This window comes from Brevibacterium sp., from assembly GCF_031179145.1.
Classification (GTDB): domain Bacteria; phylum Actinomycetota; class Actinomycetes; order Actinomycetales; family Brevibacteriaceae; genus Brevibacterium.
The window spans coordinates 308,826-332,462 of record NZ_JAPSIB010000001.1; the positions used below are offsets into that span (position 1 = coordinate 308,826).

20 protein-coding genes are annotated in these 23,637 nt (G+C 67.0%); 14 read left to right on the forward strand and 6 right to left on the reverse strand.

The annotated features are described in order from the left end of the window. Positions 1 to 52 precede the first annotated feature (52 nt). Positions 53 to 835, forward strand: a complete 783-nt coding sequence (tatC, locus tag RIT73_RS01415; protein ID WP_375294962.1) for a twin-arginine translocase subunit TatC — start codon at positions 53 to 55, stop codon at positions 833 to 835. Beyond that, positions 828 to 3,512 (forward strand): DEAD/DEAH box helicase, encoded by a 2,685-nt coding sequence (locus RIT73_RS01420; RefSeq protein WP_309130264.1) that lies wholly within the window; start codon positions 828 to 830, stop codon positions 3,510 to 3,512. The genes tatC and RIT73_RS01420 overlap by 8 nt, the downstream gene beginning before the upstream one ends. Before the next feature lie 4 nt (positions 3,513 to 3,516). On the opposite strand, the gene secA2 is transcribed toward RIT73_RS01420, so the two are convergent. After that, positions 3,517 to 5,778: an accessory Sec system translocase SecA2 gene (secA2, locus tag RIT73_RS01425; protein WP_309130265.1), complete on the reverse strand. Its 2,262-nt coding sequence runs from the start codon at positions 5,776 to 5,778 to the stop codon at positions 3,517 to 3,519. Positions 5,779 to 5,787: 9 nt separating this feature from the next. Next, positions 5,788 to 7,473 (reverse strand): 5'-3' exonuclease H3TH domain-containing protein, encoded by a 1,686-nt coding sequence (locus RIT73_RS01430; RefSeq protein WP_309130266.1) that lies wholly within the window; start codon positions 7,471 to 7,473, stop codon positions 5,788 to 5,790. Positions 7,474 to 7,548: 75 nt separating this feature from the next. Between RIT73_RS01430 and RIT73_RS01435 the strand changes: the two genes are divergently transcribed. Beyond that, complete coding sequence (locus RIT73_RS01435) at positions 7,549 to 8,535, forward strand: metal-dependent hydrolase (RefSeq protein ID WP_309130370.1); 987 nt, start codon at positions 7,549 to 7,551, stop codon at positions 8,533 to 8,535. 259 nt (positions 8,536 to 8,794) lie between these two features. Next, positions 8,795 to 9,574 carry a polyprenol monophosphomannose synthase gene (locus RIT73_RS01440; RefSeq protein ID WP_309130267.1) on the forward strand — a complete coding sequence of 260 codons (780 nt, stop codon included), beginning with the start codon at positions 8,795 to 8,797 and terminating at the stop codon, positions 9,572 to 9,574. Between the two features lie 139 nt (positions 9,575 to 9,713). Here RIT73_RS01440 and RIT73_RS01445 read toward each other — a convergent pair whose 3' ends face one another. Continuing rightward, positions 9,714 to 10,055 carry an RNA polymerase-binding protein RbpA gene (locus tag RIT73_RS01445; protein ID WP_309130268.1) on the reverse strand — a complete coding sequence of 114 codons (342 nt, stop codon included), beginning with the start codon at positions 10,053 to 10,055 and terminating at the stop codon, positions 9,714 to 9,716. A gap of 69 nt (positions 10,056 to 10,124) precedes the next feature. Next, positions 10,125 to 10,889, reverse strand: a complete 765-nt coding sequence (locus tag RIT73_RS01450; protein WP_309130269.1) for a glycerophosphodiester phosphodiesterase family protein — start codon at positions 10,887 to 10,889, stop codon at positions 10,125 to 10,127. A gap of 55 nt (positions 10,890 to 10,944) precedes the next feature. Here RIT73_RS01450 and RIT73_RS01455 point away from each other — a divergent pair, with 55 nt between their 5' ends. Both RIT73_RS01455 and RIT73_RS01460 read left to right on the forward strand, forming a co-directional pair. After that, the gene (locus tag RIT73_RS01455) at positions 10,945 to 11,268 is read left to right on the forward strand and encodes a hypothetical protein (protein ID WP_309130270.1); all 324 of its coding nucleotides are present in this window, start codon (positions 10,945 to 10,947) and stop codon (positions 11,266 to 11,268) included. A gap of 212 nt (positions 11,269 to 11,480) precedes the next feature. Further along, the gene (locus RIT73_RS01460) at positions 11,481 to 12,197 is read left to right on the forward strand and encodes a septal ring lytic transglycosylase RlpA family protein (RefSeq protein ID WP_309130271.1); all 717 of its coding nucleotides are present in this window, start codon (positions 11,481 to 11,483) and stop codon (positions 12,195 to 12,197) included. A gap of 2 nt (positions 12,198 to 12,199) precedes the next feature. Here RIT73_RS01460 and RIT73_RS01465 read toward each other — a convergent pair whose 3' ends face one another. Next, positions 12,200 to 13,150, reverse strand: a complete 951-nt coding sequence (locus RIT73_RS01465) for a WYL domain-containing protein (protein ID WP_309130272.1) — start codon at positions 13,148 to 13,150, stop codon at positions 12,200 to 12,202. A gap of 63 nt (positions 13,151 to 13,213) precedes the next feature. On the opposite strand from RIT73_RS01465, the gene RIT73_RS01470 reads away from it, so the two are divergent. The 6 genes from RIT73_RS01470 to RIT73_RS01495 all read left to right on the forward strand — a co-directional run bounded on the left by RIT73_RS01470 (position 13,214) and on the right by RIT73_RS01495 (position 20,507). Then, positions 13,214 to 14,176 carry an SDR family oxidoreductase gene (locus RIT73_RS01470; RefSeq protein WP_309130273.1) on the forward strand — a complete coding sequence of 321 codons (963 nt, stop codon included), beginning with the start codon at positions 13,214 to 13,216 and terminating at the stop codon, positions 14,174 to 14,176. A 133-nt stretch (positions 14,177 to 14,309) separates the two neighbouring features. Continuing rightward, positions 14,310 to 15,671, forward strand: coding sequence for an NAD(P)/FAD-dependent oxidoreductase (locus RIT73_RS01475; protein WP_309130274.1), 1,362 nt, complete (start codon positions 14,310 to 14,312; stop codon positions 15,669 to 15,671). Positions 15,672 to 15,683: 12 nt separating this feature from the next. Further along, on the forward strand, positions 15,684 to 17,219 hold the full coding sequence (locus tag RIT73_RS01480) for an APC family permease (RefSeq protein ID WP_309130275.1): 1,536 nt from the start codon (positions 15,684 to 15,686) through the stop codon (positions 17,217 to 17,219). A 37-nt stretch (positions 17,220 to 17,256) separates the two neighbouring features. Next, positions 17,257 to 17,670 carry a helix-turn-helix transcriptional regulator gene (locus RIT73_RS01485; protein WP_309130276.1) on the forward strand — a complete coding sequence of 138 codons (414 nt, stop codon included), beginning with the start codon at positions 17,257 to 17,259 and terminating at the stop codon, positions 17,668 to 17,670. A 26-nt stretch (positions 17,671 to 17,696) separates the two neighbouring features. Continuing rightward, entirely contained in the window at positions 17,697 to 18,107 is a 411-nt protein-coding gene (locus tag RIT73_RS01490; RefSeq protein WP_309130277.1) for a VOC family protein, read from the forward strand. A 30-nt stretch (positions 18,108 to 18,137) separates the two neighbouring features. After that, on the forward strand, positions 18,138 to 20,507 hold the full coding sequence (locus RIT73_RS01495; RefSeq protein ID WP_309130278.1) for an excinuclease ABC subunit UvrA: 2,370 nt from the start codon (positions 18,138 to 18,140) through the stop codon (positions 20,505 to 20,507). A gap of 154 nt (positions 20,508 to 20,661) precedes the next feature. Here the strand turns inward: RIT73_RS01495 and chrA are convergent, their stop codons facing one another. After that, complete coding sequence (gene chrA / locus RIT73_RS01500; protein WP_375294958.1) at positions 20,662 to 21,882, reverse strand: chromate efflux transporter; 1,221 nt, start codon at positions 21,880 to 21,882, stop codon at positions 20,662 to 20,664. Positions 21,883 to 22,134: 252 nt separating this feature from the next. On the opposite strand from chrA, the gene RIT73_RS01505 reads away from it, so the two are divergent. Then, positions 22,135 to 22,884, forward strand: coding sequence for a DUF5058 family protein (locus tag RIT73_RS01505; RefSeq protein ID WP_309130280.1), 750 nt, complete (start codon positions 22,135 to 22,137; stop codon positions 22,882 to 22,884). A gap of 10 nt (positions 22,885 to 22,894) precedes the next feature. Next, positions 22,895 to 23,626 carry a hypothetical protein gene (locus RIT73_RS01510; RefSeq protein ID WP_309130281.1) on the forward strand — a complete coding sequence of 244 codons (732 nt, stop codon included), beginning with the start codon at positions 22,895 to 22,897 and terminating at the stop codon, positions 23,624 to 23,626. Positions 23,627 to 23,637 lie beyond the last annotated feature (11 nt).

Here is a 23,637-nt window from a genome sequence, read left to right on the forward strand (position 1 = left end):
CAGCGACCGGAAACCGCTTTCGGCAGACAAGAGCAAGAACTCTGAGAAGAAGATGCCCGTCCTCGGGCATCTCATCGAACTGCGCAACCGCGTCCTCATCTCGGTCCTCGCGATCGTGATCGGCGCTGTCGCGGGCTGGTTCCTCTACGACCATGTGCTGGCGATCCTGCAGCAGCCGATCCGGACCATCAACGAGTCCACCGGACGGGTGGCCCAGATCAACTTCGCCGGAGTCGCCTCTCCGTTCGACATGAAGATCAAGCTCTCGTTCTTCATCGGCATCTTCATCTCCTGCCCCATCTGGCTCTACGAAGTGTGGGCCTTCGTGATGCCGGGGCTGACGAAGAAGGAGAAGCGCTACTCGGTGGGATTCCTCTCCGCCGCGATCCCGCTCTTCCTCGCCGGGTCGACCATGGCGTTCTTCGCCCTGCCGAACGCCGTGAAGGCACTGACCTCCTTCACCCCCGAGGGCGCGGCCAACATCATCCCGGCGCAGGACTACCTGACGTTCGTGATGATCATCATCGTGGTCTTCGGGCTGGCATTCGTGCTCCCCGTCCTGATGGTGGGGCTGAACATGATGGGCATCCTCTCGGCCGCCACCATCCGGAAGTCGTGGCGAGTGATCGTGCTCATCGTCTTCGTGTTCGCCGCCGTCGCCACCCCCACCCCCGATGCGATGTCGATGTTCTTCCTCGTCATCCCCATGCTTACCCTGTTCACCCTGGCCTGGGGCGTGTGCGTGCTCATCGACCGGAGACGGAAGAAGAAGCTCATCGCCCAGGGACTCTGGGTCGATGAGACCGAACTTGAAGAACTGGACGACAATGACTGACTCCCTCAGCCCCTCCGCGGCCTATGCCCGATACCGTGCCCGGGCCGAAGAGGCCACGACGCCCTTGGGGGCCTTCGAAGCCCGGATGGACTTCGCGCTCGACGACTTCCAGCTCGAAGCCTGCCGGGAGCTGCAGGAGGGCAAAGACGTCCTCGTCACCGCCCCGACCGGAGCCGGGAAGACCCTGATCGCGGAGTTCGCGGTCGAACTCGCCATGGCCGAGGGGCGACGCGTGTTCTACACGACCCCGATCAAGGCCCTGAGCAACCAGAAGTTCAACGACCTGATGGCGGTTCACGGGGAAGAGTCCGTCGGGCTGCTCACCGGGGACACGACGATCCGGCGCGACGCCCCGATCATCGTCATGACCACCGAAGTTCTGCGCAACATGCTCTACAACGACCTGTCCGGCCTGCATGACCTCGGGTTCGTCGTCCTCGACGAGGTCCACTACCTCGCCGACAAGTTCCGCGGCCCCGTGTGGGAGGAGGTCATCATCCACCTGCCCGACCGGGTGCAGATGGTGTCCCTGTCGGCAACCGTGTCCAACGTCGAGGAGTTCGGCGCCTGGCTGCGGGAGGTGCGCGGGCCGACCACCGTCATCTCCACCGACCATCGCCCGGTCCCGTTAGTCAACCACGTACTCGTCGGGCACCGGATGTACGACCTGTTCACCCATCACGACTCCGAACGCATCGACCCCGCCCTCGGACACGCCACCCGCACCTACGGCGGTCCCCGGTCGAAGCGCGAACGCGGGATGCGGTCCAGCTTCCGTCGGCCCAGCCGCACGCAGGTCGTGGCCGCCCTGGCCGAATCGGGGATGCTGCCGGCGATCATGTTCATCTTCTCCCGCAATGGATGTGACGAAGCGGTCGAGCAGTATCTCGCGGGCGGTGTGGACCTCAACTCCCGTGAGGAGAAGGTCATCGTCAACCGCAAGCTCGAAGAGCTGCGCGATGAACTCTCCGACGACGACCTCGGTATCCTCGGCTTCCACTCCTTCCGCGAGGGGCTGCTGCTCGGTGTCGCCGCCCACCATGCGGGGATGATCCCTCAGTTCAAGGAGCTCGTCGAGGAGCTGTTCTCGGCAGGGATCATCAAGGTCGTCTTCGCGACCGAGACGCTGGCCCTGGGCATCAACATGCCTGCCCGGACGGTGGTGCTGGAGAAGCTCGTCAAGTTCAACGGCGAAGCCCACGTGTCGATCACGCCAGGGGAGTACACGCAGCTGACCGGCCGGGCCGGGCGCCGCGGGATCGACCGGATCGGTCACGCCGTGGTCGTCTGGCATCCCAGCTTCGAGGTCAGCGAACTCGCCGCTCTCGCCTCCAACCGGTCCTACGCCCTCAACTCCGCCTTCGGCCCCACCTACAACATGACGGCCAATCTGCTCTCCCGGATGAGCTCGGACGAGGCCGCAAAGGTCCTCGAGACCTCGTTCGCCCAGTTCCAGGCAGACAAGGCCGTCGTCGGCCTGGCCCGCAAAGTCCGCAAGAACGAAGCGACCATCGCCGCCTATGAGAAGTCGATGCAGTGCGAGCACGGCGACTTCGGTGAGTACGCCTCCCTGCGGCAGCAGATCTCCGATGCGGAGAAGCAGGAGACGAAGACCCGGTCGAAGAACCGGCAGCGGGAGACCGTCGAATCGCTGACCGCCCTGCGGATCGGTGACGTCGTCACACTGCCGACCCGCCGCGTCGAGGGCACGGCCGTCATCATCGCGCCGATGAGCAATCGTGACGGGGTGTCCCGGCTGCCGACCGTGCTCACGGAGACCGGCAAGGTGTGGCACCTGCGCCCCCACGAGGTGACCGAGCCTGTGGCCTCGATGGGCCGGATCCGGGTGCCGAAGAAGTTCAACCATCGGCAGGCCGGTGATCGGCGGCAGCTGCTGACCATCCTCGCCGAGGCCAAAGCTGAGGGGAAGGTCGACTGGCACGCCCAGTGGGAGGGTCCCGAGGAGCGTTCCGGGGTCAGCCGGAAGGTCTCCGAGCTGACTGCTCTGCTGCGTGCCCATCCCTGCCACGACTGTCCCGACCGGGAGATCCACGCCCGTTGGGCCAATCGCGCGGCGAAGCTGGTCAAGGAGAACAACTCCCTGATCTCGAGGATCGAGGGAAGGACCACGTCGATCGCGCTGGTGTTCGACCGCGTCCAGGACGTTCTGCGGATCCTCGGCTTCCTGCCCGACGACTCCGCCATGCTGCGACGCATCTACGGGGAACGGGACCTGCTCGTCGCACTGACGATCAGGGCCGGACTCTGGGACGCACTCGACGAACCCGAGCTCGCGGCGTTCTCCTCCTGCTTCGTCTTCCAGTCCCGCGGCGGGGACCCGATCCGTCCCGAGCGCGCTCCGAGCCGTGACCTCAAGGTGGTGGGGGACGAGGCGGTGGCGACGTGGCGCAACCTCTTCCTGCTCGAGGAGCAGCACGCTCTGGCGACGACTCCCGAGCCCGACCGGGGACTGTTCAAGCCGATGTACCGCTGGACCGAGGGCAAGAATCTGTCCGAATCCCTGCGCGGCACCGACATCGCCGCCGGAGACTTCGTCCGCTGGGCGAAGCAGAGCCTCGACCTGCTCGGTCAGGTCGCCGAGGTGGTCGGACCCGAGACCGCGGTCCGGATCCGGCGTACCATCGACGCCATCCGCAGGGGAGTCGTCGCCGACTGAGCGCTCAGCGTTTGATCTTCTTGACGACGTTCTCGATGTCCGAGCCGAATGCGCTCTCCGTCGTCAGGTAGGTCCACGTCGAGGACGGGCGCTTGAGTCCGTGGGAGGCGAGGTCGATCCCCTCAGCGGTGAATTCCGCGTCCTCGACCGTCTGCGCCGAATCGTCGATGACGTCGGCCCAGAACGAGGAGAAGACGCGGATCGACTCCGTGTTGAACGCCTCATGCGGCTTCTCCCGCGCGAACGTGCGCAGATGGATGCCCTCGCGCAGATCGTTGAGGAAGGCCAGATGGTCGACCCAGCGGGCGTCGAGGTGGAAGAGCATGACCTCAACCAGCGACCGATCGACGAGTTCACGTCCGTGCTGCTGTTCGAGGTCACCGGCCCGGTCGCCGAGGCGCTCCCTGAGCTCCTCGACCCCATGCCCCTCGGTGCGCAGCTGGCGACGACGTTCGAGCACGAGCTCGCGCTGTTTGGCCATGAGCTCGTTGAACCGCCAGGTGTCGCGGTGCAGTGCCGTGTTCTGGCCCTCGGCGATCCGCTGCGCGTGTTCGACCAGCTGCAGAGCCCGCTTCGAATCGATCCGGCCGGTCTCGTCTCCCTCGGCGACGAACCGCTGGATCTCGGGCACCCGGGTCAGCAGCTCGTCCTCGAGGCTGGTGAAGAACACCGAGGTGCCCGGATCACCCTGCCGACCCGCGCGTCCGCGCAGCTGATCGTCGAGCCGCGACGACAGGTAGCGGCCGGCGCCGATGACGAGCAGGCCACCCGCCTCGGCGACCTCGTCTCCCGCGAGCCGGATGTCAGTGCCGCGCCCGGCCATCTGCGTCGAGACGGTGACGGCCCCCGGCCGGCCGGCCGCGGAGATGATCTCGGCCTCGGCCGAATCGTCCTTGGCGTTGAGGACGCGGACGTCGATGCCCTTGTCGATGAGTCGGGCGGCCAGTGATTCGCTCTCGGCCACGGAAGAGGTGCCGATGAGCACCGGGCGACCCTTCCCATGGTTGTCGATGACCTCCTCGACGATCGCCCGCTCCTTCGACTCCTGATAGGTGTAGAGGCGGTCGGGTTCGTCGATCCTGATCACCGGCAGATGAGTGTCGATCGGAACGATCTCGAGGTCGTAGAACTCCCGCAGGTCATCGCCCACGGCCAACGCCGTGCCGGTCATCCCGCACACCGTCGAATAGCCGTGGATGAGCTCCTCGACGGTCATCTGATCGAGGATCTCGCCGCTCTCGGTCGTCGTCACCTTCTCTTTCGCCTCGACGGCGGCCTGGAGCCCGTCGGGCCAGCGCTGGAGTTCGGCGATGCGTCCGCGAGAGGCGGAGATGAGCTTGATCCGGCCGCCGACGACGAGGTAGTCGACATCCCGTTTGACCAGGGTCTTGGCATAGAGGGCGAGGTTGACGGCGGCCAGTGTGCTCGAGTCCTCGCCGTAGAGTTCGACCCCGAGCGCGGATTCGACCGTGCCGATGCCCTCGTCGGTGAGCGAGACCGCCCGGTGGTCGGGGCTGATCTCGTAGTCGTGGCCGGGCACCAGTGTCTCGACCAGGGCGGCGATCTTCTCGTCCGCGCCTTCGATGCTCGCCGAGCCGGCGAGGACGAGCGGGACGCGGGCCTCGTCGATGAGCACCGAATCGGCTTCGTCGACGATGACGACATCTCGCTCGGGCACGCGGATCTGGGCGTCGTCGGTGACGAACCGGTCCCGGAGAACGTCGAACCCCACCTCGGTGACGGAGGCGTAGAGGACCTCCGCGCGGTAGGCGGCGCGGCGCTCCTCGTCGCTCATCGACGCGGAGATGGAGGCCGACCTCACGCCCATGAGGTCGAACACCGGCTTCATCCAGTTCCGGTCGCGCACCGCGAGGTAGTCGTTGACGCTGACCACGTGCACGCGACGCCCCTGCAGCGCGTATCCGGCCGCGGCCAACGCCCCGACAAGGGTCTTGCCCTCACCGGTGGCCATCTGCACGACGTTGGCCTGGAGCAGGCCGACAAGTCCCTTGAGCTGGGTGTCGTAGGCGCGCTCATCGAGGGCGCGGTCGGAGACCTCACGCGCCAGAGCGCAGTAGCGGATCAGGTTGTCCTTCTCCGCCCCCGAGGTGAAGATCTCGCCCGCCGCCTCGCTCAACTCCTTGTCGTCGAGGTCGGCGAATTCGCGTCCGGCGCGCTCGAGGTCGTCCGCTGCGCGGGCGAACCAGCCGGTCGTCCTGTCGGCCTGGGCGCCGGGGCGATTGAGCAGGCGAGAGAAGAGTCCCATAGTCGTCCTTCAGAGGTTGTGGTGATCGGAGTCGAGTCTAACGTCCGCGGCCATCGGCCAGGAGGCGTCGACGACTGCCAGCGGGTCGCGGTTCAGCCGCAGCCAGGACTGGAGATCCTCCGCCTGGGCGCGCTTCCACGTGCCCTGGGCGGCCATGATCTCCGTGCAGGTCAGGCCGGCGACGTCGACGGAGCTGCCCGCCAGGGCGCGCGCGATCTCCAGGGCCGCCAGCGCATCGGCGGCCGCGTCATGGGCATCGAGGAGGGAGACGTTCCAGCGCAGCGCGGTCTGAGTGAGTGTGCGCTTGCCGCGACGCCGCGGTTCGACCTGGCGATCGACGACATAGGTGTCGACGACGGCGGGGAGGATGGCGCTGAGGTCGACGTGCGGCTGGTGCCTGCGGACTTCGGCGGCGAGGACGCTGAGGTCGTAGACGATGTTGTGGCCGACGAGGACGCCGTTCTCGGCCTTGAGCTCGGCGAGGACGGCGCACAGAGCGGCGACCACCTCGGCGGCGGGGAGCCCGTTCGCGGCGGCGTACTCGGTGGTGATCCCATGGACAGCACGCGCCGATTCCGGGATCTCGATGCCCGGATCGGCGAGCCAGGTCCGCACCTGCTGGGCGGATTCGACGAAGGCGGCGGTGACGATCCGGGCGGTGGCGGGATCGACGCCGGTCGTCTCCAGGTCGAAGCCGACCAGTCGGCACTGCGACCAGGGCAGGGGAGCGGAGACCGAGGGAACGGCCGCGGCGGCGAACGTGGCCGTCCCCGCCGAGGTGGGCCGCTGCTCCTCGAGCGCGTCGAGCAGGGATCTCACCGAGCGCGAGATGTTCTGCCCGAGAGCCGCCGCCTCGACGGCGGCGCGGTCGAGGGGATACGGGATCGCCTCGAGGTCGATGCCGTGGTCGACGTCGGTCAGGCATGTCATCACCCGCACCGTGGCGTCGAGGGCGTCCTCGTGCTCGATGAGCGTCTGGGCGCGTTTGGGGCTCAGCCCACCCGTCTTCACTCCGGCCTTCGCGGCCCTGATGATCGCCTCGAGGGATCCGAAGCCGGCCAGCAGGGTCGCTGCCGTCTTCTCCCCGATGCCCGGTGCTCCCGGCAGTCCGTCCGAGGGGTCGCCGCGCAGTGCGGCGAGCTCCCGGTACCGGGTCCCATCGGGCACCCCGTACATCTCGGGCAGATCCTCGGCCGCGATCGCCTCCCACTCTCCGCCCTTGCGCGGACGCAGGACCGTGACGTCGCGGTCGGCGTCGAGGAGCGCGAGCAGATCGCGGTCGGGGGAGACGATGACCACCGGGGTCCGGGATTCGGCGGCCATGGTCGCGATCACGTCATCGGCCTCCGTCCCGTCCACCTCGGCGAGGGGAATGCCGGCGGCGTCGAGCACCCGCCGCAACAGCGGGAGCTGGGCCGCCAGCTGCTCGGGGATCTCCGTGCCCGCCTCCTCGTCGCGGACCCGCGCGGCCTTGTACTCGGGCATGATCGCTGTCCGGAACTCCGGGCGCCAGTCCGCGTCCATCGTCGCCACCACCCGGTCGGAGCCGAGGCGGCGGATCATCGCAGCGATCGCATCGAGAACGCCGCGGACGGCGTTGACCGGCATCTTGTCGTCGTTGACGATCGAGTCGGGGACCGAATAGAAGGCGCGGTAGTAGAGGGCGGGGGTGTCGATCAGAACCAATGGCTTCACATCCGAGACGATACCGGACGCCGCTGACTTGAGAACTCGGGTCAACCGCTCAGGTGTACCCTGGCGGCTGTGACTATGTACTTTGGTGGAGATGTGTACAGCAGTGCCGATCCGTTCGCGACCGCACTGGGGACGAGCGATTCGCGCGTATCGTTCATCGGATCCGACGAGGCGGCCCTGGCCCTTGATCCCGGGGCCATCGACCTCGGAGGGGACTTCCTGACCCCCGGTTTCGTGCATTCCGGGCAGGTCCTCGGTGCCGCCGCTCCCACTGCCGCCGAGTTCTGGGACCGGGGTTTCTCCCACGTCCATGTCCTCGGCCCGAGAGAGTCGGTGCGGGAGTTCGCTGCAGCGGCGCCGGCCGGTCTCGAGGTCATCGCGTATCCGGAGGCGACGCCGGAGGGCATCGCCTCCACGGATGATGCTGCCGCAGGTGCTGCCCACCGAGAGGGTCTCGACGGTACGGCGGTTCGCGGAGTGTCCCTGAGCGCCGAGGCCTTCCTCGACCTCGAGGCGGCCCCCACGCGAGCCGTGTACGTGCGGGTGGCGTCCGCGGGGCAGCTGCAGACCGTCCTCGACCGCCTGGGCGGGATTCGCGCCGTCGCTCAGCGCCACGGGTACCGGCTCCTGCTCGACTTCAGCGTCCCCACGGCGGCGGTGGAGGCGCTCGGGAGCTGCGGCCTCGCCGTCACCCTCGACCCCGACCGCCCCCAGCCACTTGCCCAGCTGCTCTCCGCCGGGGCACAGGTGTCCTGGACGTATTCGCAGGCATCGCCCTGGGCGAGCGTGCGCTCGGCAGTGCTCGGCGACGACGGGATCTCCGCGCGGGCGGCCTTCAACGCCGCCACTCGCTTCGCCCATCGGGCGGCGGGCAATCCCGAAGGGGGCGTCCTCGTCCCCGGCGCCCCGGCCGACATCGTGCGCTGGAAGGTCGAACGCCTCGTCGTTCAGGTCTCCGACCCTCGTGTCGCGGCCTGGAGCACGGATCCGCGGTCGGGAACACCGGGCTTGCCGGAACTCTCCGACAGCGTGCCCCTGCCCACGCGAGTGGACCTCGACTGAGACGAAACTCAAGCCGACACGCCGAGAGGAAAAACAAACTTGTGTCCGCCGCTCTCGCCCTGACCAGCGTGTTCAGCTGAAAGTGCAGGTCAGAGGGATTTTGCAAAGACCCAACCAGCAAGTAGATTCGAGTCTGTCATTCCGATGAGAACGGAATGGGGCCGGCGCCCCCGTCATTAGATAACTCGTTGCACAACGTGGTCCGAAGGCGGGGGTGTCGGCTCAATATTCTCCCCGCGGCGGGCGTAGGGTGGAGGCCGTGGTTTCGAAGATACTGGTGGTCATCCCCACTTACAACGAACGGCTCGCGCTCCCCGTCACTCTGTCCGGGCTGTTCGAACATCGCCCGGAGGTCGACGTCCTCGTCGTCGACGACGGCTCGCCCGATGGGACTGGAGACTGGGTCGACGAGCAGGCGCGGACGGATCCCCGCGTCCACGTGCTGCACCGCACGGAGAAGGCCGGTCTGGGAATGGCCTACCTCGCCGGGTTCGACTGGGCGCTGCAGCGCGACTACGACATCATCTGCGAGTTCGACGCCGACGGCTCTCATCGCCCCATCGACCTCGGACAGCTCCTCGCCGTGGCGCGCGAAGGCCGGGCCGACCTCGTCATCGGCTCCCGCTGGAAGCGCGGCGGAGCGATCGTCAACTGGCCGCGATCCCGATTCCTCCTCTCCCGCGGAGCCAACATCTACGTCGACACGGTGATGGGCCTCGGCGTCAGGGACGCCACTGCGGGCTTCCGGGCCTACCGACGCGAAGTGCTCGAGAGCCTCGACCTCACCGACGTCCAGTCGCAGGGCTACTGCTTCCAGATCGACATGACCTACCGCACCGTCGAAGCCGGCTTCCGGGTTGCCGAGGTGCCCATCGTGTTCGTGGAGCGCGAGCTGGGGGAGTCGAAGATGAGCTCCTCGATCATCTCTGAGGCCTTCACGAAGGTCGCCGGCTGGGGCCTGGCCCGGCGTGGACGTCAGGCGCGCAGTCTGCTGTCCCGCTGGGCGGGCGGCTCACGCAGGCACGCCGAGGCGAGCTGAGCCGGCCAGCGCGCGTCTCGACCGCGAGCTGAGCCGCCAGGCGCGCTTCGACCGTCGGCTGAGCCGGTCGAAACCGCGAAGAAGGGCGGGTGGGTGCAGATTCTGCACGCCACCCGCCCTTCTTGGGGTACCGGGATCCTCAGCTCTGAGCCGGGACCTCTCCGCGACGGATCGCGAGGCGTTCGTCGAGGAGGACCTGCAGCTCGTCGAACGAGCGGCGTTCCAGGAGCATGTCCCAATGCGAACGCACGTGCTTCTCGGGTTCGCCATCGGGTTCGTTGACGCCGACCCGGACGCCGATGCCGTGCTTGCCGGAGTCCCAGGTCGAAGGCACCTCGGCCTCGATGGAGAACGGAACCTTGAACCGAGTGCCGTCCTCGCACTCGAATTCGACCATCTGGCGCGGCGCGGGCTCGACGCCCTCTTCCGATTCCAGGCTGCGTGAGCCCAACTGTGTGCCGCGGAGACTGCGTTCACTCATACTTCTGTGTCACCTTCCGATTGTGGACTGCCGACCTCTGATACTCGCCCAACAGTCTATCGCCTCGGGTTATTCCGGATGGTCGCTGTTCCGGCCGGTGCGGGGACCGACGACGGTCAGGGCCAGTTCGACCTCGTCGGTGACGATCCCGTCGACCCCGAGCGATGAGAGTGTGCGCATGTCGTGCGGGTCGTTGACGGTCCAGACGTGGACGAGCAGGCCCCGCTCCCGGGCCCGGGCGACGAATCCGGAGGTGACGGCCGGCACACCCCTGACCCGCATCGGCACCTGGAGCGCATCGACCCCGGCGGGTACCGCGCGGAGCCGGGCGGGCAGGCCGAGTGCCGCGGAGAGGGCGAACAGCGCAGTCTCCGCCGTCCCCGCCGAGGTGAGCGTCCCGGGCAGCGCGGACCGCAGCCGCCGCAGGGTCGACGAATGGAACGAAGCCATCCGCACCCGCGCCTCGGCCCCGGCGCTGCGCAGAGTGCGGACCGTGGGGGCGATGCTGTGAGCGGCCTTGACGTCGATGTTCCAGCGCGCCTGCGGGAGGGCCTCGAGCAGATCGCTCATCCGCGGCAGCCGGCCGCCGCCGTGCAGTTCCACGCAGTCGAGCTCGCGGGCGGAGAGTTCGCGAATGAGATGGGGGCGGCCGGCGATGCGGCTGAGGTCCTCGTCGTGGGCGGCGAAGAGGACTCCGTCCGCGGAGGCGTGGACGTCGGTCTCCATCCAGACGACGCCGCGGTCGGAGGCGGCGGTGAATGCCTCGAGGGTGTTCTCGCTCGCGCCCGCCCAGCGACCGCCTCGGTGCGCGATGATCTCTGGCTGGGAATTCATGGACCAATCCTAAGATGCTGTTGACCGGGCATCTTGCGTCGATGAGGATGGAGGCATGAGCCCACGAAACGATCCGATCGAACCCGACTACGTCATCGATTCCACCGCGCGCACTCCCCGGGACAGGGTCCGGTCGGCAGCGACCAAGGCCTACTCCGCGGCGAGCACCGGAGCCCAGAACGTCCGCGAGTCGGCTTCGGGATCGCGTCTCCTCGAATCCGCCGAGACCACCGTCAACCGGCTGCTGGGCCGAGCCTCCCACGCCATCGACGATGCCGTTCGCTCCGGCAAGGTCGACCGCGTGTTCGAGAAGGCCCAGCACACGGTGAGCTCGGGCGCGCAGAGTGCGCGCAAGCTCATGCGTCGTCGGGGCGAATGACGCGGACCGACTGACGCGCATCGACTGACGCGCATCGACTGTCACCGGCGCCGCTCACCGGAGCTCTCAGCCCCGGTGAGCGGCGCCGACTTGTGAATGTAACAGTTTCGCAACTACACTGACTCCAGGTAACAATCCGATAACTTGGAGTCTCCACTGTGGGTAAACACTCTTCTTCACGGCCGAACACGCTGAAGTCCCTCGCCGCGGCAATGAAGCCGCGCACGAAATCCGGTCGTCATTCCGCCGCTCAGCCCTCGGCCAGCGGGGTCCTGGCATCCGCTCGGTCCCGCCCCGTCCTCTCCGCGTTCGTGGTGCCCACAGTCGCCACGGCTGCCGTGGTCGCCTCCAGCCTGGCGATCATGCCCGGCTCAGGCGGAGACGGAGCGCAGGTCGTCAGTGCCTCGCCCGTGGTCCTCGAGCCCGAAGTCACGCAGTCCCCGGACACGTCGATGGAGAAGGCGAAGGAGCAGGCGAAGGCCAAGCCCGCCGAGGTCTCCATCGAGGTGAAGACGCAGGCGCCGAAGCCGAAGTCGAGCACCGCCAAGGCCGACGTCTCCGACAAAGGATCGAAGGGCAAGTCGGCCAGCGGCGACGACAGCGGATCCTCGAAGTCAGACGCCCCTTCGGGCGCCGACGGCACCTGCCCGATGTCCTACTACGGTGGGGGAGACGGCTTCGATGGTCAGACGACCGCAAACGGGGAGACCTTCGACACGAACAAGCTCACCGCCGCCCACAAGACGCTGCCCTTCGGCACCAAGGTGAAGGTCACCAACAAGGCCAACGGGAAGTCCGTGACCGTGCGCATCAACGACCGCGGGCCCTACCACGGTGACCGCTGCTTCGACTTGTCGAAGGCTGCGATGGAAGCCGTCGGCGGAGTCGGCGCCGGACAGATCACCGGCGGCTACACGATCCTCGACTGAGCTCACAGTGCGGGCTCAGGGCCATTGAGCCGGGCCAGCTCGTGGGCCCGGCCGGCCACGGCCTCCCGCAGGGAGCGCGGAGAGACGACCTTGACTCCAGGCACGCCGAGCAGCTGAGCGACTGCGATCGCGACGGGCTCCATCGGCAGGTCGATCTCCAGGGCGTCGTCGGCAGGGTGTCCGGCAGTGATCGCATCGTCGGTGAGTCGCCCTGGGATCACCCGGCGCAGATCGTCCAGGCTCGAGACCGGCAGTCGCAGTCGCACCGTCTGGGCGCGGATCGCCCGGTCGAACTCCAGCTGCGCCCGTTCCCAGTACTCCACGAGGCCGAATCCCGGTGGGGGCGTCGCTGACGCATATCGGAGCCGGGCGCCCGCGATGCGGCTGACCCGATAGGTGCGCGGCCGCCCGCCGGGTGGCTGGCCGACGAAGTACCAGCGACCGGCTTTGATCACGAGTCCCAGGGGAATGAGGGTGCGACTCCGGCGGCCGTGCGGCCCTGCATAGTCGAGTCGGACTCCGCGCCTGCCCCGCAGCGCTTCGACGATGGTGACCAGCCACTGCGGCTGCTCCTTTGTCACGAACCAGTCGGGCCCGTCGACGAGGATGCGGTCGGCGACGATCGTTTCAGACTCGGCGGCGATTTTGGACCGCGCTGTCGCGAGTTCCTTCGAGAGTCCGAGGTCGGTCGCGGCCAGGGATCCGATGAGCACCGAATCCACCTCGTCGCGGGTCAGCCCCGAAAGGGGAGACGTCCACCCGCCCATCAGGCCGATCCCACCGCCCGGCCCGGATTCGGCCACCACCGGAACACCCATCCGCGAGAGTTCGGCGAGATCGCGGTAGACCGTGCGCACGGTGACCTCGAGCCGCGCGGCGAGCTGGGCGGCGGTGATCGGACGGGTCCGCGCCGAGAGGATGACGATCTCGGAGACCAACCGTGCTGCCTTCATGGCTCCGAGAATAGTTCGCATCACTGACATTGCCTGTCAGGGATTGCTGCCCAGAATGGGTCCATGACCACACATCACGACAGTCCCTTCAGTCATTTCGCCGAGCAGTCCCTGGCGGGTCGTGTCGCCTGGGTCGTCGGCGCCACCAGGGGAACAGGGCGTGCGATCGCCCTCGATCTCGCCCGAGCCGGAGCATTCGTCTGGTGCACCGGGCGCTCCACCTCGGCCAAGCCCTCGGACTACGGTCGGGCGGAGACGATCGACGGCACAGCCGAGCTCATCCGCCAGGCGGGCGGGAACGCCGAGGCAATCGTGTGCGACCACGGGGATCCCGATCAGATCGGCAGGGTGGTCGACCGCATCGACGACGAGCACGGGCGCCTGGACATCCTGGTCGACGACATCGGGGGAGAGGCCTACGTGTCCTGGGGTGAGAAGTTCTGGGAGAGCGATTTCGAGGCGGGAATGCGTCTCATCCGCGCAGGGCTTCTCACCCACCTGGCCACAGCCCACGCTGCGCTCCCTCTGGTCACCTCGACCCCCGGCGGGCTCGTCGTCGAGATCACCGACGGGACGAAGGACTACAACGACACCCATTTCCGTGACAGTGTGTGGCTCGACCTGACGAAGACGGCGGTGAGTCGCTTCGCGTTCGCCCTCGGCCACGAACTCAGGAAAGCAGGGACCACCGCGGTCGCCATCACCCCCGGCTGGCTGCGTTCGGAGATGATGCTCGACGGGTTCAGCACTTCGGAGGAGACGTGGATGGGCGATGCCCTCGATCCCGAACGAGAGCTTCCGCCGGTCGACTTCGCGATCTCCGAGTCGCCGCACCTCCTCGGCAGGTCAGTCGTGGCTCTGGCCGCAGATCCCGAACGGAACCGGTTCACCACCCGCACGCTGAGCAGCTTCGCGCTGGCGAGCACCTACGGCTTCGATGATGTCGACGGCTCGCGGCCTGACTCCTGGGGATATATGACGGCGAGGGAGGAGCACGGACAGGCCGACGCGAACGGATTCCGCTGAACCGCCGGATCCTACGAACCGTCGGCTCCACTGAGCCGCCGGGCCCCGATCTCGACTTCTGGCGTTGTCTGCGATCTCTGGATACTCTGAGCGGGTGAGCGGCAGCCGGCCGCACCTGTTCGAAGGAGAGCCCATGCCGGATTGTGACGTCGTCGTCATCGGAGCCGGACCCACCGGCCTCACCGCCGCCCGCACTCTCCAAGCGGCCGGGAAGACGGTCGTGGTCCTCGAGGCCCGCGACCGGGTCGGCGGTCGCACATGGACGGATCACATCGACGGTCAGATGTTCGAGATCGGCGGTCAATGGGTCTCACCGGATCAGACGGCGCTGCTGGACCTGCTCCAGGAGCTGGGCAAGGACACCTACCCGAGATACCGCGATGGTGACAGCGTCCACATCGCCCCCGACGGCACCCGCACCGTCTACAGCGGCGAGATGTTCCCGGTGGGTGAGGAGACCCAGGCGGAGATGGAACGGCTCATCGGCCTCCTCGACGAACTCGCGGCCCGCGTCGGTGCCGCCGCGCCCTGGGACGCCGAGGACGCTGCCGAACTTGACTCCATCTCCTTCCACCATTGGCTGCGCTCGGTCAGCGACGACGAGTTGGCGTGTGCGAACATCGGGATGTTCATCGCCGGGGGAATGCTGACGAAGCCGGCCACCGCCTTCTCCGCGCTCCAAGCCGTCCTCATGGCGGCCTCGGCGGGGTCGTTCTCCCACCTCGTCGACGACCACTTCATCCTCGACCGTCGCGTCGTCGGCGGAATGCAGTCGGTGTCCGAGCAGTTGGCCGCGGAACTCGGAGAAGGCGTCGTCCGACTCGGCGTTCCCGTCCGCTCGATCCGCTGGAACCCGGGCGCCGGGGTCGAAGTCGCAGCCGATGGCGTCAGCGTCACCGGCGAGCAGGCGATCGTGGCCGTTCCGCCCAATCTCTACTCACGGATCAGCTACGATCCGCCCCTGCCCAGGCGGCAGCAGATCTTCCACCAGCACCAGTCGATGGGACTGGTGATCAAGGTCCATGCCACCTATCCGACCCCATTCTGGCGCGAGGAGGGGCTCTCGGGCACCGGGTTCGGCGCGGGTCGGCTAGTCCAGGAGGTCTACGACAACACCAACCACGGTGAGGAGCGGGGCACCTTGGTCGGATTCATCTCCGACGTCAATGCCGAGGCGATGTTCGATCTCGACGAGGACACGCGCAGGAGAACGATCCTCGAGGCGATGGCTGAGTTCCTCGGACCCCAGACGCTGGAGCCGACGGTGTTCCACCTCTCTGATTTCGGCGCCGAGGAATGGACGCGCGGAGCCTATGCCACCAGCTACGACCTCGGCGGACTTCACCGCTGGGGCCGGTACCAGAACGACCCGGTCGGTCCCCTTCACTTCGCGAGCTCGGACATCGCGAGCCTCGGGTACCAGCACGTCGACGGTGCGGTGAGGATCGGCCGAGACACAGCCGCGAAGATCTTGGGCGAAGCAGGGCAGGGCTGAGATGATGATCCGATGACCTCAGAAATCCCCACTTCGACCGGCGCCGCCGCCCCCACCTCGGGTCTGAGCGCCAAAGGACTCTCCGCCGGCAAGATCGGCGCCGTCGGCGGTGCCGTCATCGGCATCTCCTGCATCGCCCCCGCGTACACCCTGACCTCGGGACTCGGTCCGACCATTTCCGAGGTGGGAGTCCACACCCCCGCCATCCTCCTCATCGGCTTCGTCCCGATGCTCCTCGTCGTGTTCGGCTACCGCGAGCTCAACACCGCGATGCCCGATTCCGGGACGACGTTCACCTGGGCGACCCGGGCCTTCGGGCCCTGGATCGGATGGATGGGAGGCTGGGGCCTCATCGCTGCCACCGTCCTCGTCCTGTCGAACCTCGCCGCCGTCGCCGTCGACTTCCTGTTCCTGCTCCTGGCCCAGGTCTTCTCCGATCCGGCGATCGCCGACCTCACCCGGGTGCTGTGGATCAACATCCCGATCACTGTGCTCCTCACCGCAGCAGCGGCCTGGGTGTCCTACCGCGGAGTCGAAGCCACCGAGAAGCTGCAGGTGTGGCTGGTCGCATTCCAGGTGCTCGCCCTCGCCTGGTTCGTCATCGCCGCCTTCGTTCATCTGGGTCAGGGCACCGCCTTCGACGCGACCCCGGTCGAACTCGGGTGGTTCAACCCCGCCGAGGCGGGGGACTTCTCGACGATCGCCGCCGCGGTGTCGCTGTCGATCTTCCTCTTCTGGGGCTGGGACACCGTGATCACGATGAATGAGGAGGCGAAGAACCCCGAGAAGACCCCGGGCCGAGCCGCCATGCTCACGATCGTCGCGATTGTCATCATCTACATCGCCTGCACGCTCGCCGTCATCTCGTTCGCCGGTATCGGCACCGAAGGCCTGGGGGCGGGGAACCCGGACAATCAGGAATCGATCTTCGCCACCCTGGCCGGGCCGGTGATGGGACCGTTCGCGATCCTCGTCTCCATCGCGGTGCTCTCCAGCTCGGTCGCGTCCCTGCAGTCGACGATGGTCTCGCCCTCGCGCACGATCCTCGCGATGGGCCACTACGGGGCGCTGCCGGAGAAGTACGGGCGGATCTCACCCCGGTACAAGTCGCCCTCGGTGGCCACGGTCACCTCGGCGGGAGCAGCGATCATCTTCTACGTCGTCATGCGGCTGCTCTCGGAGAACGCCCTCTGGGACACGATCACCGCACTCGGGCTCATGGTGTGCTTCTACTACGGGATCACCGGCCTCGCCTGCATCTGGTACTTCCGGAAATCACTGTTCGCCAGTCCCAAGAACGTCTTCTTCCGGTTCCTGTTCCCGCTCATCGGGGGACTGACGCTGCTCGTCATCTTCGTCACCACCGCGATCGACTCGATGGACCCGGCCTACGGCTCGGGATCCTCGGTGTTCGGCATCGGGCTCGTCTTCGTCCTCGGCATCGGCGTCCTCCTGCTCGGGGTGGTGCTGATGATCGTCCAGTCGATCAGACATCCCGAGTTCTTCCGCGGACAGAGCCTGAAGCGGGGCGTCCACGACGGCCGGTGATCAGGCGCGGCGCCCGGGAGCGTCGGCCGAGCGCGGAGTGAACGGCAGGCACCTCGAGCAGCTGCGGCTGCTGCGCCAAGTCCGCGACCGCATCGATCGGGAGTTCGACAGGCCCTTGGACGTCGGGAGCCTCGCCGCCGGCGTCCACATTTCGGCCGGTCACCTGAGCCGGCAGTTCAGGGCCGCATACGGGGAATCGCCGTACTCCTACCTGATGACACGACGGATCGAGAGGGCCATGGCCCTGATCCGCCGCGGGGATCTCTCGATCACCGACATCTGCTTCCAGGTCGGCTTCTCCTCGTTGGGGACATTCAGCACCCGCTTCAGCGAGCTCGTGGGAATGTCGCCACGGGCTTACCGCGATGCCCTGGTAGGCGGCGAGCACGACCTGCCGACGTTCATCGTCAAGAATGTCGTGAGACCGGTCAGGAATCGAGAAGTCCCCTGAGGTGAAGCTGGTTAAGATCGTGAGCTATGAACCTATCGATCAATGCCAGCTTCCTGCCGCACGTCGACGCCGCGGAGTCGCTCGCGTTCTACCGCGACGTGCTCGGGTTCGAGGTCCGCCTCGACGTCGGATCCGGACAGATGCGCTGGATCACCGTCGGTCCCGCCGGCCAGCCCGACACATCGATCGTGCTCACCCCGCCCGTCGCCGACCCGACGATCAGCGAGGATGAGCGTCTGGCCATCGAGTCCCTGATGGCCAAGGGCAGCTTCGGCGCCATCGTGCTCGCCAGCACGGACGTCGACGCAGTCTTCGCCGAGGTGGAGTCCAGGGGAGCGGACATCGTCCAGGAGCCGATGGACCAGCCCTACGGTCTGCGCGACTGTGCCGTGCGCGACCCGGCGGGAAACATGATCCGCATCCAGCAGCGCAGCTGAACGCCATCCCTGACGACGGAGATCCCCGAGATGACCCACCCGGCAGACACCCACGACCTCATCCGCGTCCGCGGTGCCCGCGAGAACAATCTCAAGGACGTCAGCATCGACATCCCCAAACGTCGCCTGACCGTGTTCACCGGCGTCTCCGGTTCGGGCAAGAGCTCTCTCGTCTTCTCCACCATCGCCGCGGAGTCGCAGCGGATGATCAATGAGACCTACTCCGCGTTCATCCAGGGCTTCATGCCGAGCACGGCCCGCCCCGATGTCGACGTCCTCGAGGGACTGACCACGGCGATCATCGTCGACCAGGAGCGGATCGGGGCCAATCCCCGCTCGACGGTGGGCACGGTCACGGACATCAACGCGAAGCTGCGGATCCTGTTCTCCCGCCTGGCCGAGCCCAGCCTCGGCTCTGCGAACGCCTATTCGTTCAATGTCGGGACTCTGAGCGGACAGGGCGCGGTCACTGTCGAGACGGCCACCGGCGCTGAGGTCGAACGGCGCAGCTTCAGCGTCAACGGCGGAATGTGCGTCCGCTGCGAGGGCACGGGCACTGCGACGGACATCGACGTCGACCAGGTCGTCGATGCCACGAAATCCCTGAATGAGGGCGCGATCCTCATCCCCGGGTTCAAGGTCGGCGGCTGGTCGGTGCGCTTCTACACCGAATCCGGATTGTTCGACCCCGACAAGCCGGTGGGTGAGTACTCCCCGGTGGAGCGTGAGCGCCTGCTTCACACCGAGGGTGAGAGGATCGTCATCAACGGCACGAACATGACCTTCGACGGCCTGATCCCGCGCATCCGCCGGTCCTTTCTGTCCAAGGACCGCGAGGGGATGCAGAAGCACATCCGGGCGTTCGTCGATCGGGCCGTGGTCTACACGGAATGCCCCGAGTGCCACGGAACCCGGCTGAATGCTGCCGCGCGCGGTTCGCGACTGGCCGGTCGCTCCATCGCCGAGGTGTGCGCGATGCAGGTCTCGGACCTGCCCGAGTGGCTGAGAGGCATCGACGACCCCGGGGTGCGTCCGCTCGTGGAGTCCCTGTCTCAGACGCTGCAGGCCTTCACCGACATCGGCCTGGGCTATCTGTCGCTGGATCGGGCCTCGGGGTCGCTGTCCGGGGGAGAGGCGCAGAGGATCAAACTCGTCCGCCATCTCGGATCCGCTCTCACCGACGTCACCTACGTCTTCGACGAACCCACGATCGGCCTTCATCCCCATGACATCGCACGGATGAACTCCCTGCTCCTGGCGCTGCGGGACAAGGGCAACACGGTGCTCGTCGTCGAACACAAACCGGAGACGATCCTCATCGCCGACCACGTCGTCGACCTCGGCCCGCATGCCGGCGCCGGCGGCGGTCGGATCTGCTTCACCGGCAGCGTGGACGGTCTGCGCGACAGCGGCACCCTGACCGGCAGGCATCTGAGCTATCGGGCCGAGCTGAAGCCCACCACGCGAGAGCCCACGGGCGCGCTCGAGATCAGGGGAGCCGACGCTCACAACCTCGCGGATGTCGACGTCGACGTTCCCCTGGGCGTGCTCACAGTCGTCACCGGTGTCGCCGGCTCCGGGAAGAGCTCGCTCATCCACGGCTCGCTGGGTGTCCGCGACGGTGTCGTGATGATCGACCAGGGCGCGATCCGGGGCTCCAGGCGAAGCAATCCCGCCACCTACACCGGCATGCTCGACTCCATCCGGAAGGCGTTTGCCAAGGTCAACGGGGTCAAGCCGGCACTGTTCAGCGCCAATTCGGAAGGAGCCTGCCCCAACTGCAACGGCGCCGGAGTCATCTCTGCGGATCTCGGTGTGATGGCGGGGATGTCGGCCCCGTGCGAAGTCTGCGAGGGCCGGGGGTTCCAGGCCGAGGTCCTCGACCACACCCTGGGCGGGAAGAACATCCGGGAGGTGCTCGACCTGCCCGTGAGCGCGGCGGTCGACTATTTCGCCGCGGGGGAGTCGAAGGTCCCTACGGCACGGAAGATCGCAGGTCACCTCGCCGAGGTGGGTCTTGGCTACCTCAGCCTCGGCCAGCCGCTCACGACACTGTCCGGAGGCGAGAGACAACGCTTGAAGTTGGCGGCGCATCTGTCCGACAAGAGCGCCGACGCCGCCCGGGTGTTCATCCTCGACGAGCCGACGACGGGACTGCATCTGGCGGACGTCGGGAATCTGCTCGGGCTGCTCGATCGTCTCGTGGATTCGGGACGATCGGTCATCGTCATCGAGCATCATCAGGCTGTGATGGCGCACGCGGATCGGATCGTCGACATGGGACCCGGCGCGGGCCACGACGGCGGACGCATCGTCTTCGAGGGAACGCCCGCGGAACTCGTCACCGCTGGGACGACCCTGACGGCGCAGCACCTGGCCGAATACGTGGGAGCCGCATGAGTAGGTCCGTTCCGACTGCATGGTAACGCCGATAATATACATTATGTTAAGTAAAGTGATCTGACCACTTCCCCCTGACCACTTCCCCCTGACCACTTCCCCCTGACCGCTTCCCCCTGACCACGACTTCCCCTGGCGTCGGCGGCCGCTGCTGTCAGAGGACGAGCAGTCCGAGCGCTGCCGAACCGACGACGAGTGCCCAGGGCGGAATCCGGAACTTCTGCAGCGCCACGAAACCGGCCACCGCCAAGACGAACGCCGGCACCGAGGTGATCCCTTCCGTGAATACGGGATCGTAGAGGGCGGCCGCGAGCAGTCCGACCACGCCGGCGTTGACGCCGAGCAGCACTGAACGGGCAGCCGGGGCGCGGCGTAGCCGCGTCCAGAACGGCAGCGCCGCGACGACGAGGAGCCCGGCCGGGATGAAGATCGCGACCAGGGCGATCGCCGCACCGAGGATCCCCGTCGGTGCCGACGTCGAGGCGGCCCCGAGGAAGGCGGAGAACGTGAACAGCGGCCCCGGCACCGCCTGCGCCATTCCGTAGCCGGCGAGGAACGTCGAGTTCTCGACCAGGCCGGAGGCGACCACCTCGGTGTCGAGCATCGGCAGGACGACGTGCCCGCCGCCGAACACGAGTGACCCGACTCGGTAGAAGATGTCGGCCAGACGCACAGTACCGTCTCCCGTGACGGAGGCCGCCACCGGCAGGGCTGCGAGGAGGGCGAGGAAGACGAGCAGGACGACTCCCCCGGCGCGCCGCGACACCGGCACCCGCAGATCCTGAGTCTCATCGACGTCGTCCTGGACGGCCTCGCGCCGCAGGAGCAGACGTCCGAGGATCCCGGCGAGCACGAGGGCGAGGACGGTCGTCCACACCCCGGGCAGCAGGGCCGCGATGGCCAGCACGACCACCGCGATCGCCGCCCGCTTCGCATCGGGCGTCAGCGTCCGTGCCATCCCCAGCACTGCCTGGGCGACGACGGCGACGGCTGCGACCATGAGGCCCTGCAGCCAGCCCGTCGAGCCGGGGTCCTCGAGGTGCGACAGGCCGAGCGCGGCGAGAGTCAGCAGGATCGCCGAGGGAAGCGTGAACCCTGCCCAGGCGGCGAGCAGTCCGCGGACCCCAGCTCGGTGCAGGCCCAGGGCCATGCCGACCTGGCTCGAGGCGGGGCCGGGCAGGAACTGGCACAGCGCCACGAGATCGGCGTAGGCGCTCTCCCCCAGCCACCGGCGCCGGACGACGAAGGCCTCGCGAAAGTACGCCAGATGAGCGGTGGGTCCTCCGAATGAGGTGAGGCCGAGTCTGAGGAAGATCAGGAACACTTCGCGCACGAGCACCAGACTAACTGTTCGGGGCTGCGCGCCTGCCGCCATGACTTCGAGCGGTCGATCGATTCATGTGATGTTCATCATCACCGAATTGCTTCCCGACTGCTGGGAAGTTCATGCCGATTCCTTTCCTACCCGAGCGTAAACCCCCGGCCAGGGGGTATATCTTAACCACACAGGGACACAACCGGGCAATGCAGCCGGGTCCCCTGCCAACTGCTCGCTCTCGGGCTCGACTCCCGAGGAGCGTCCAACCAGCTCGACAACGAAGCTCGACAACGAAGTGAGGAGCGGACAATGGTGATCGCAGCAGGTGCCGCCAACGATTACATCGGTCTTGCCAATGCCCCAGTCCTATGGATCCTGGCGCTGACGGTGATGGGAGTCGTTGTCCTCCAGTCCCTGATCTACATGAACGCGGTGAAGAAGAACGCCGAATCGGCGGGAATGTCCCAGAAGGAAGTGAAGACGGCCTTCCGCGCCGGCGGTGTTGCGGCCATCGGCCCATCCCTGTCGGTTGTGCTCGTCGCCATCGCCCTGCTCCCACTGTTCGGCACTCCACCTGTCATCGTCCGCGTCGGGCTCATCGGCTCGGCCGCCACCGAGGTCGCCTCTGCGTCGATCGCGGCCGGGACGATGAATGCCAACCTCGGCGACGAGACCTTCACCCGCGGAGTCTTCATCGTGGCGCTGATGGCCATGAGCCTGTCCGGTGCCGGATGGATGATCTCGACGCTGATCCTCACACCGGTCTTCAAGCGCAGCTCGCACAAGCTCGAGAAGGTCAACCCGGCGCTGATGGGGATCATCCCGGGGGCGGCACTGCTGGCCGCCTTCGCCGCTCTGACGTTCCGTGAGCTCCCGAAGTCACCGACCCACGTCGTCGCCATCGTCGTGTCCGCCGTCGTGATGGCGATCTGCCTGTTCATCGCCAACCGCTTCCATCAGCAGTGGCTAAAGGAATGGGGACTGGGCATCTCCCTCCTGATCGGACTCATCGCCTCCTACTTCGCCCACTATGCCGGCCTCGGCATTCCGGAATCCTGAGGAGAAAGCCATGTCGAACACTGTCGCCTCACCATCGCATGAGGCCTTCGAGAGGACGACGACCCGCTGGGGCTCGATCACCCTGTTCACCGGGTTCCTCATCGCCACCTCGGTGCCGTTCTATCTGCTCTTCGTCGCCGATGCCAACATCGACTTCGGGAACATCCTCACCGGATTCCTCGCCGTCTTCGCTGTCTACGGCGTCTTCTACATCGTCGAACCGCTGACCTACTTCCCCATTCTGGGACCAGCCGGAATGTACCAGGCATTCATGATCGGCAATGTGTCGAACAAGCTGCTGCCCTCCGCCATCGTCGCTCAGGCCACGATCGGGGTGAAACCGGGTACGCGCAAGGGTGAGTACGCCGCGACGATGGCGATCTGCGGTGCGGCCATCATCCACGTGATCTCGATGGTGCTGTTCGTCGGCATCCTCGGCACCTGGCTCGTGTCCATCATTCCCGAGCCGGTGACCAACATCGCCCAGCTCTACATCCTGCCGGCCATCCTGGGCGGCGTCACGGTGCAGCTCATCACCTCGCTCAAACAGGTCAAGTCGACGATCATCGCCCTCGTCATCGCGGCGCTGGTCATCCTCGTCCTCGTTCGCCTGGTTCCGGTGCTGGCCCCCGGAGATGTGGCTATCGTGGTCATACTGACGATCATCGTCACCTGGTTCACCCGGAACAAGTCCGTCACCGACAAACGCGCCGACGGTGACGACACCGTCGGAATCAACTGACCAAGGAAAGG

Bases quoted from the DNA above. Each gene is read 5' to 3' on its own strand.
- tatC (WP_375294962.1), top strand. From the start codon at position 53: ATGCCCGTCCTCGGGCATCTCATCGAACTGCGCAACCGCGTCCTCATC.
- RIT73_RS01420 (WP_309130264.1), top strand. From the start codon at position 828: ATGACTGACTCCCTCAGCCCCTCCGCGGCCTATGCCCGATACCGTGCC.
- secA2 (WP_309130265.1), bottom strand. From the start codon at position 5,778: ATGGGACTCTTCTCTCGCCTGCTCAATCGCCCCGGCGCCCAGGCCGAC.
- RIT73_RS01435 (WP_309130370.1), top strand. From the start codon at position 7,549: ATGTACTTTGGTGGAGATGTGTACAGCAGTGCCGATCCGTTCGCGACC.
- RIT73_RS01445 (WP_309130268.1), bottom strand. From the start codon at position 10,055: ATGAGTGAACGCAGTCTCCGCGGCACACAGTTGGGCTCACGCAGCCTG.
- RIT73_RS01450 (WP_309130269.1), bottom strand. From the start codon at position 10,889: ATGAATTCCCAGCCAGAGATCATCGCGCACCGAGGCGGTCGCTGGGCG.
- RIT73_RS01455 (WP_309130270.1), top strand. From the start codon at position 10,945: ATGAGCCCACGAAACGATCCGATCGAACCCGACTACGTCATCGATTCC.
- RIT73_RS01460 (WP_309130271.1), top strand. From the start codon at position 11,481: ATGAAGCCGCGCACGAAATCCGGTCGTCATTCCGCCGCTCAGCCCTCG.
- RIT73_RS01465 (WP_309130272.1), bottom strand. From the start codon at position 13,150: ATGAAGGCAGCACGGTTGGTCTCCGAGATCGTCATCCTCTCGGCGCGG.
- RIT73_RS01470 (WP_309130273.1), top strand. From the start codon at position 13,214: ATGACCACACATCACGACAGTCCCTTCAGTCATTTCGCCGAGCAGTCC.
- RIT73_RS01475 (WP_309130274.1), top strand. From the start codon at position 14,310: ATGCCGGATTGTGACGTCGTCGTCATCGGAGCCGGACCCACCGGCCTC.
- RIT73_RS01480 (WP_309130275.1), top strand. From the start codon at position 15,684: ATGACCTCAGAAATCCCCACTTCGACCGGCGCCGCCGCCCCCACCTCG.
- RIT73_RS01490 (WP_309130277.1), top strand. From the start codon at position 17,697: ATGAACCTATCGATCAATGCCAGCTTCCTGCCGCACGTCGACGCCGCG.
- RIT73_RS01495 (WP_309130278.1), top strand. From the start codon at position 18,138: ATGACCCACCCGGCAGACACCCACGACCTCATCCGCGTCCGCGGTGCC.
- chrA (WP_375294958.1), bottom strand. From the start codon at position 21,882: ATGGCGGCAGGCGCGCAGCCCCGAACAGTTAGTCTGGTGCTCGTGCGC.
- RIT73_RS01505 (WP_309130280.1), top strand. From the start codon at position 22,135: ATGGTGATCGCAGCAGGTGCCGCCAACGATTACATCGGTCTTGCCAAT.
- RIT73_RS01510 (WP_309130281.1), top strand. From the start codon at position 22,895: ATGTCGAACACTGTCGCCTCACCATCGCATGAGGCCTTCGAGAGGACG.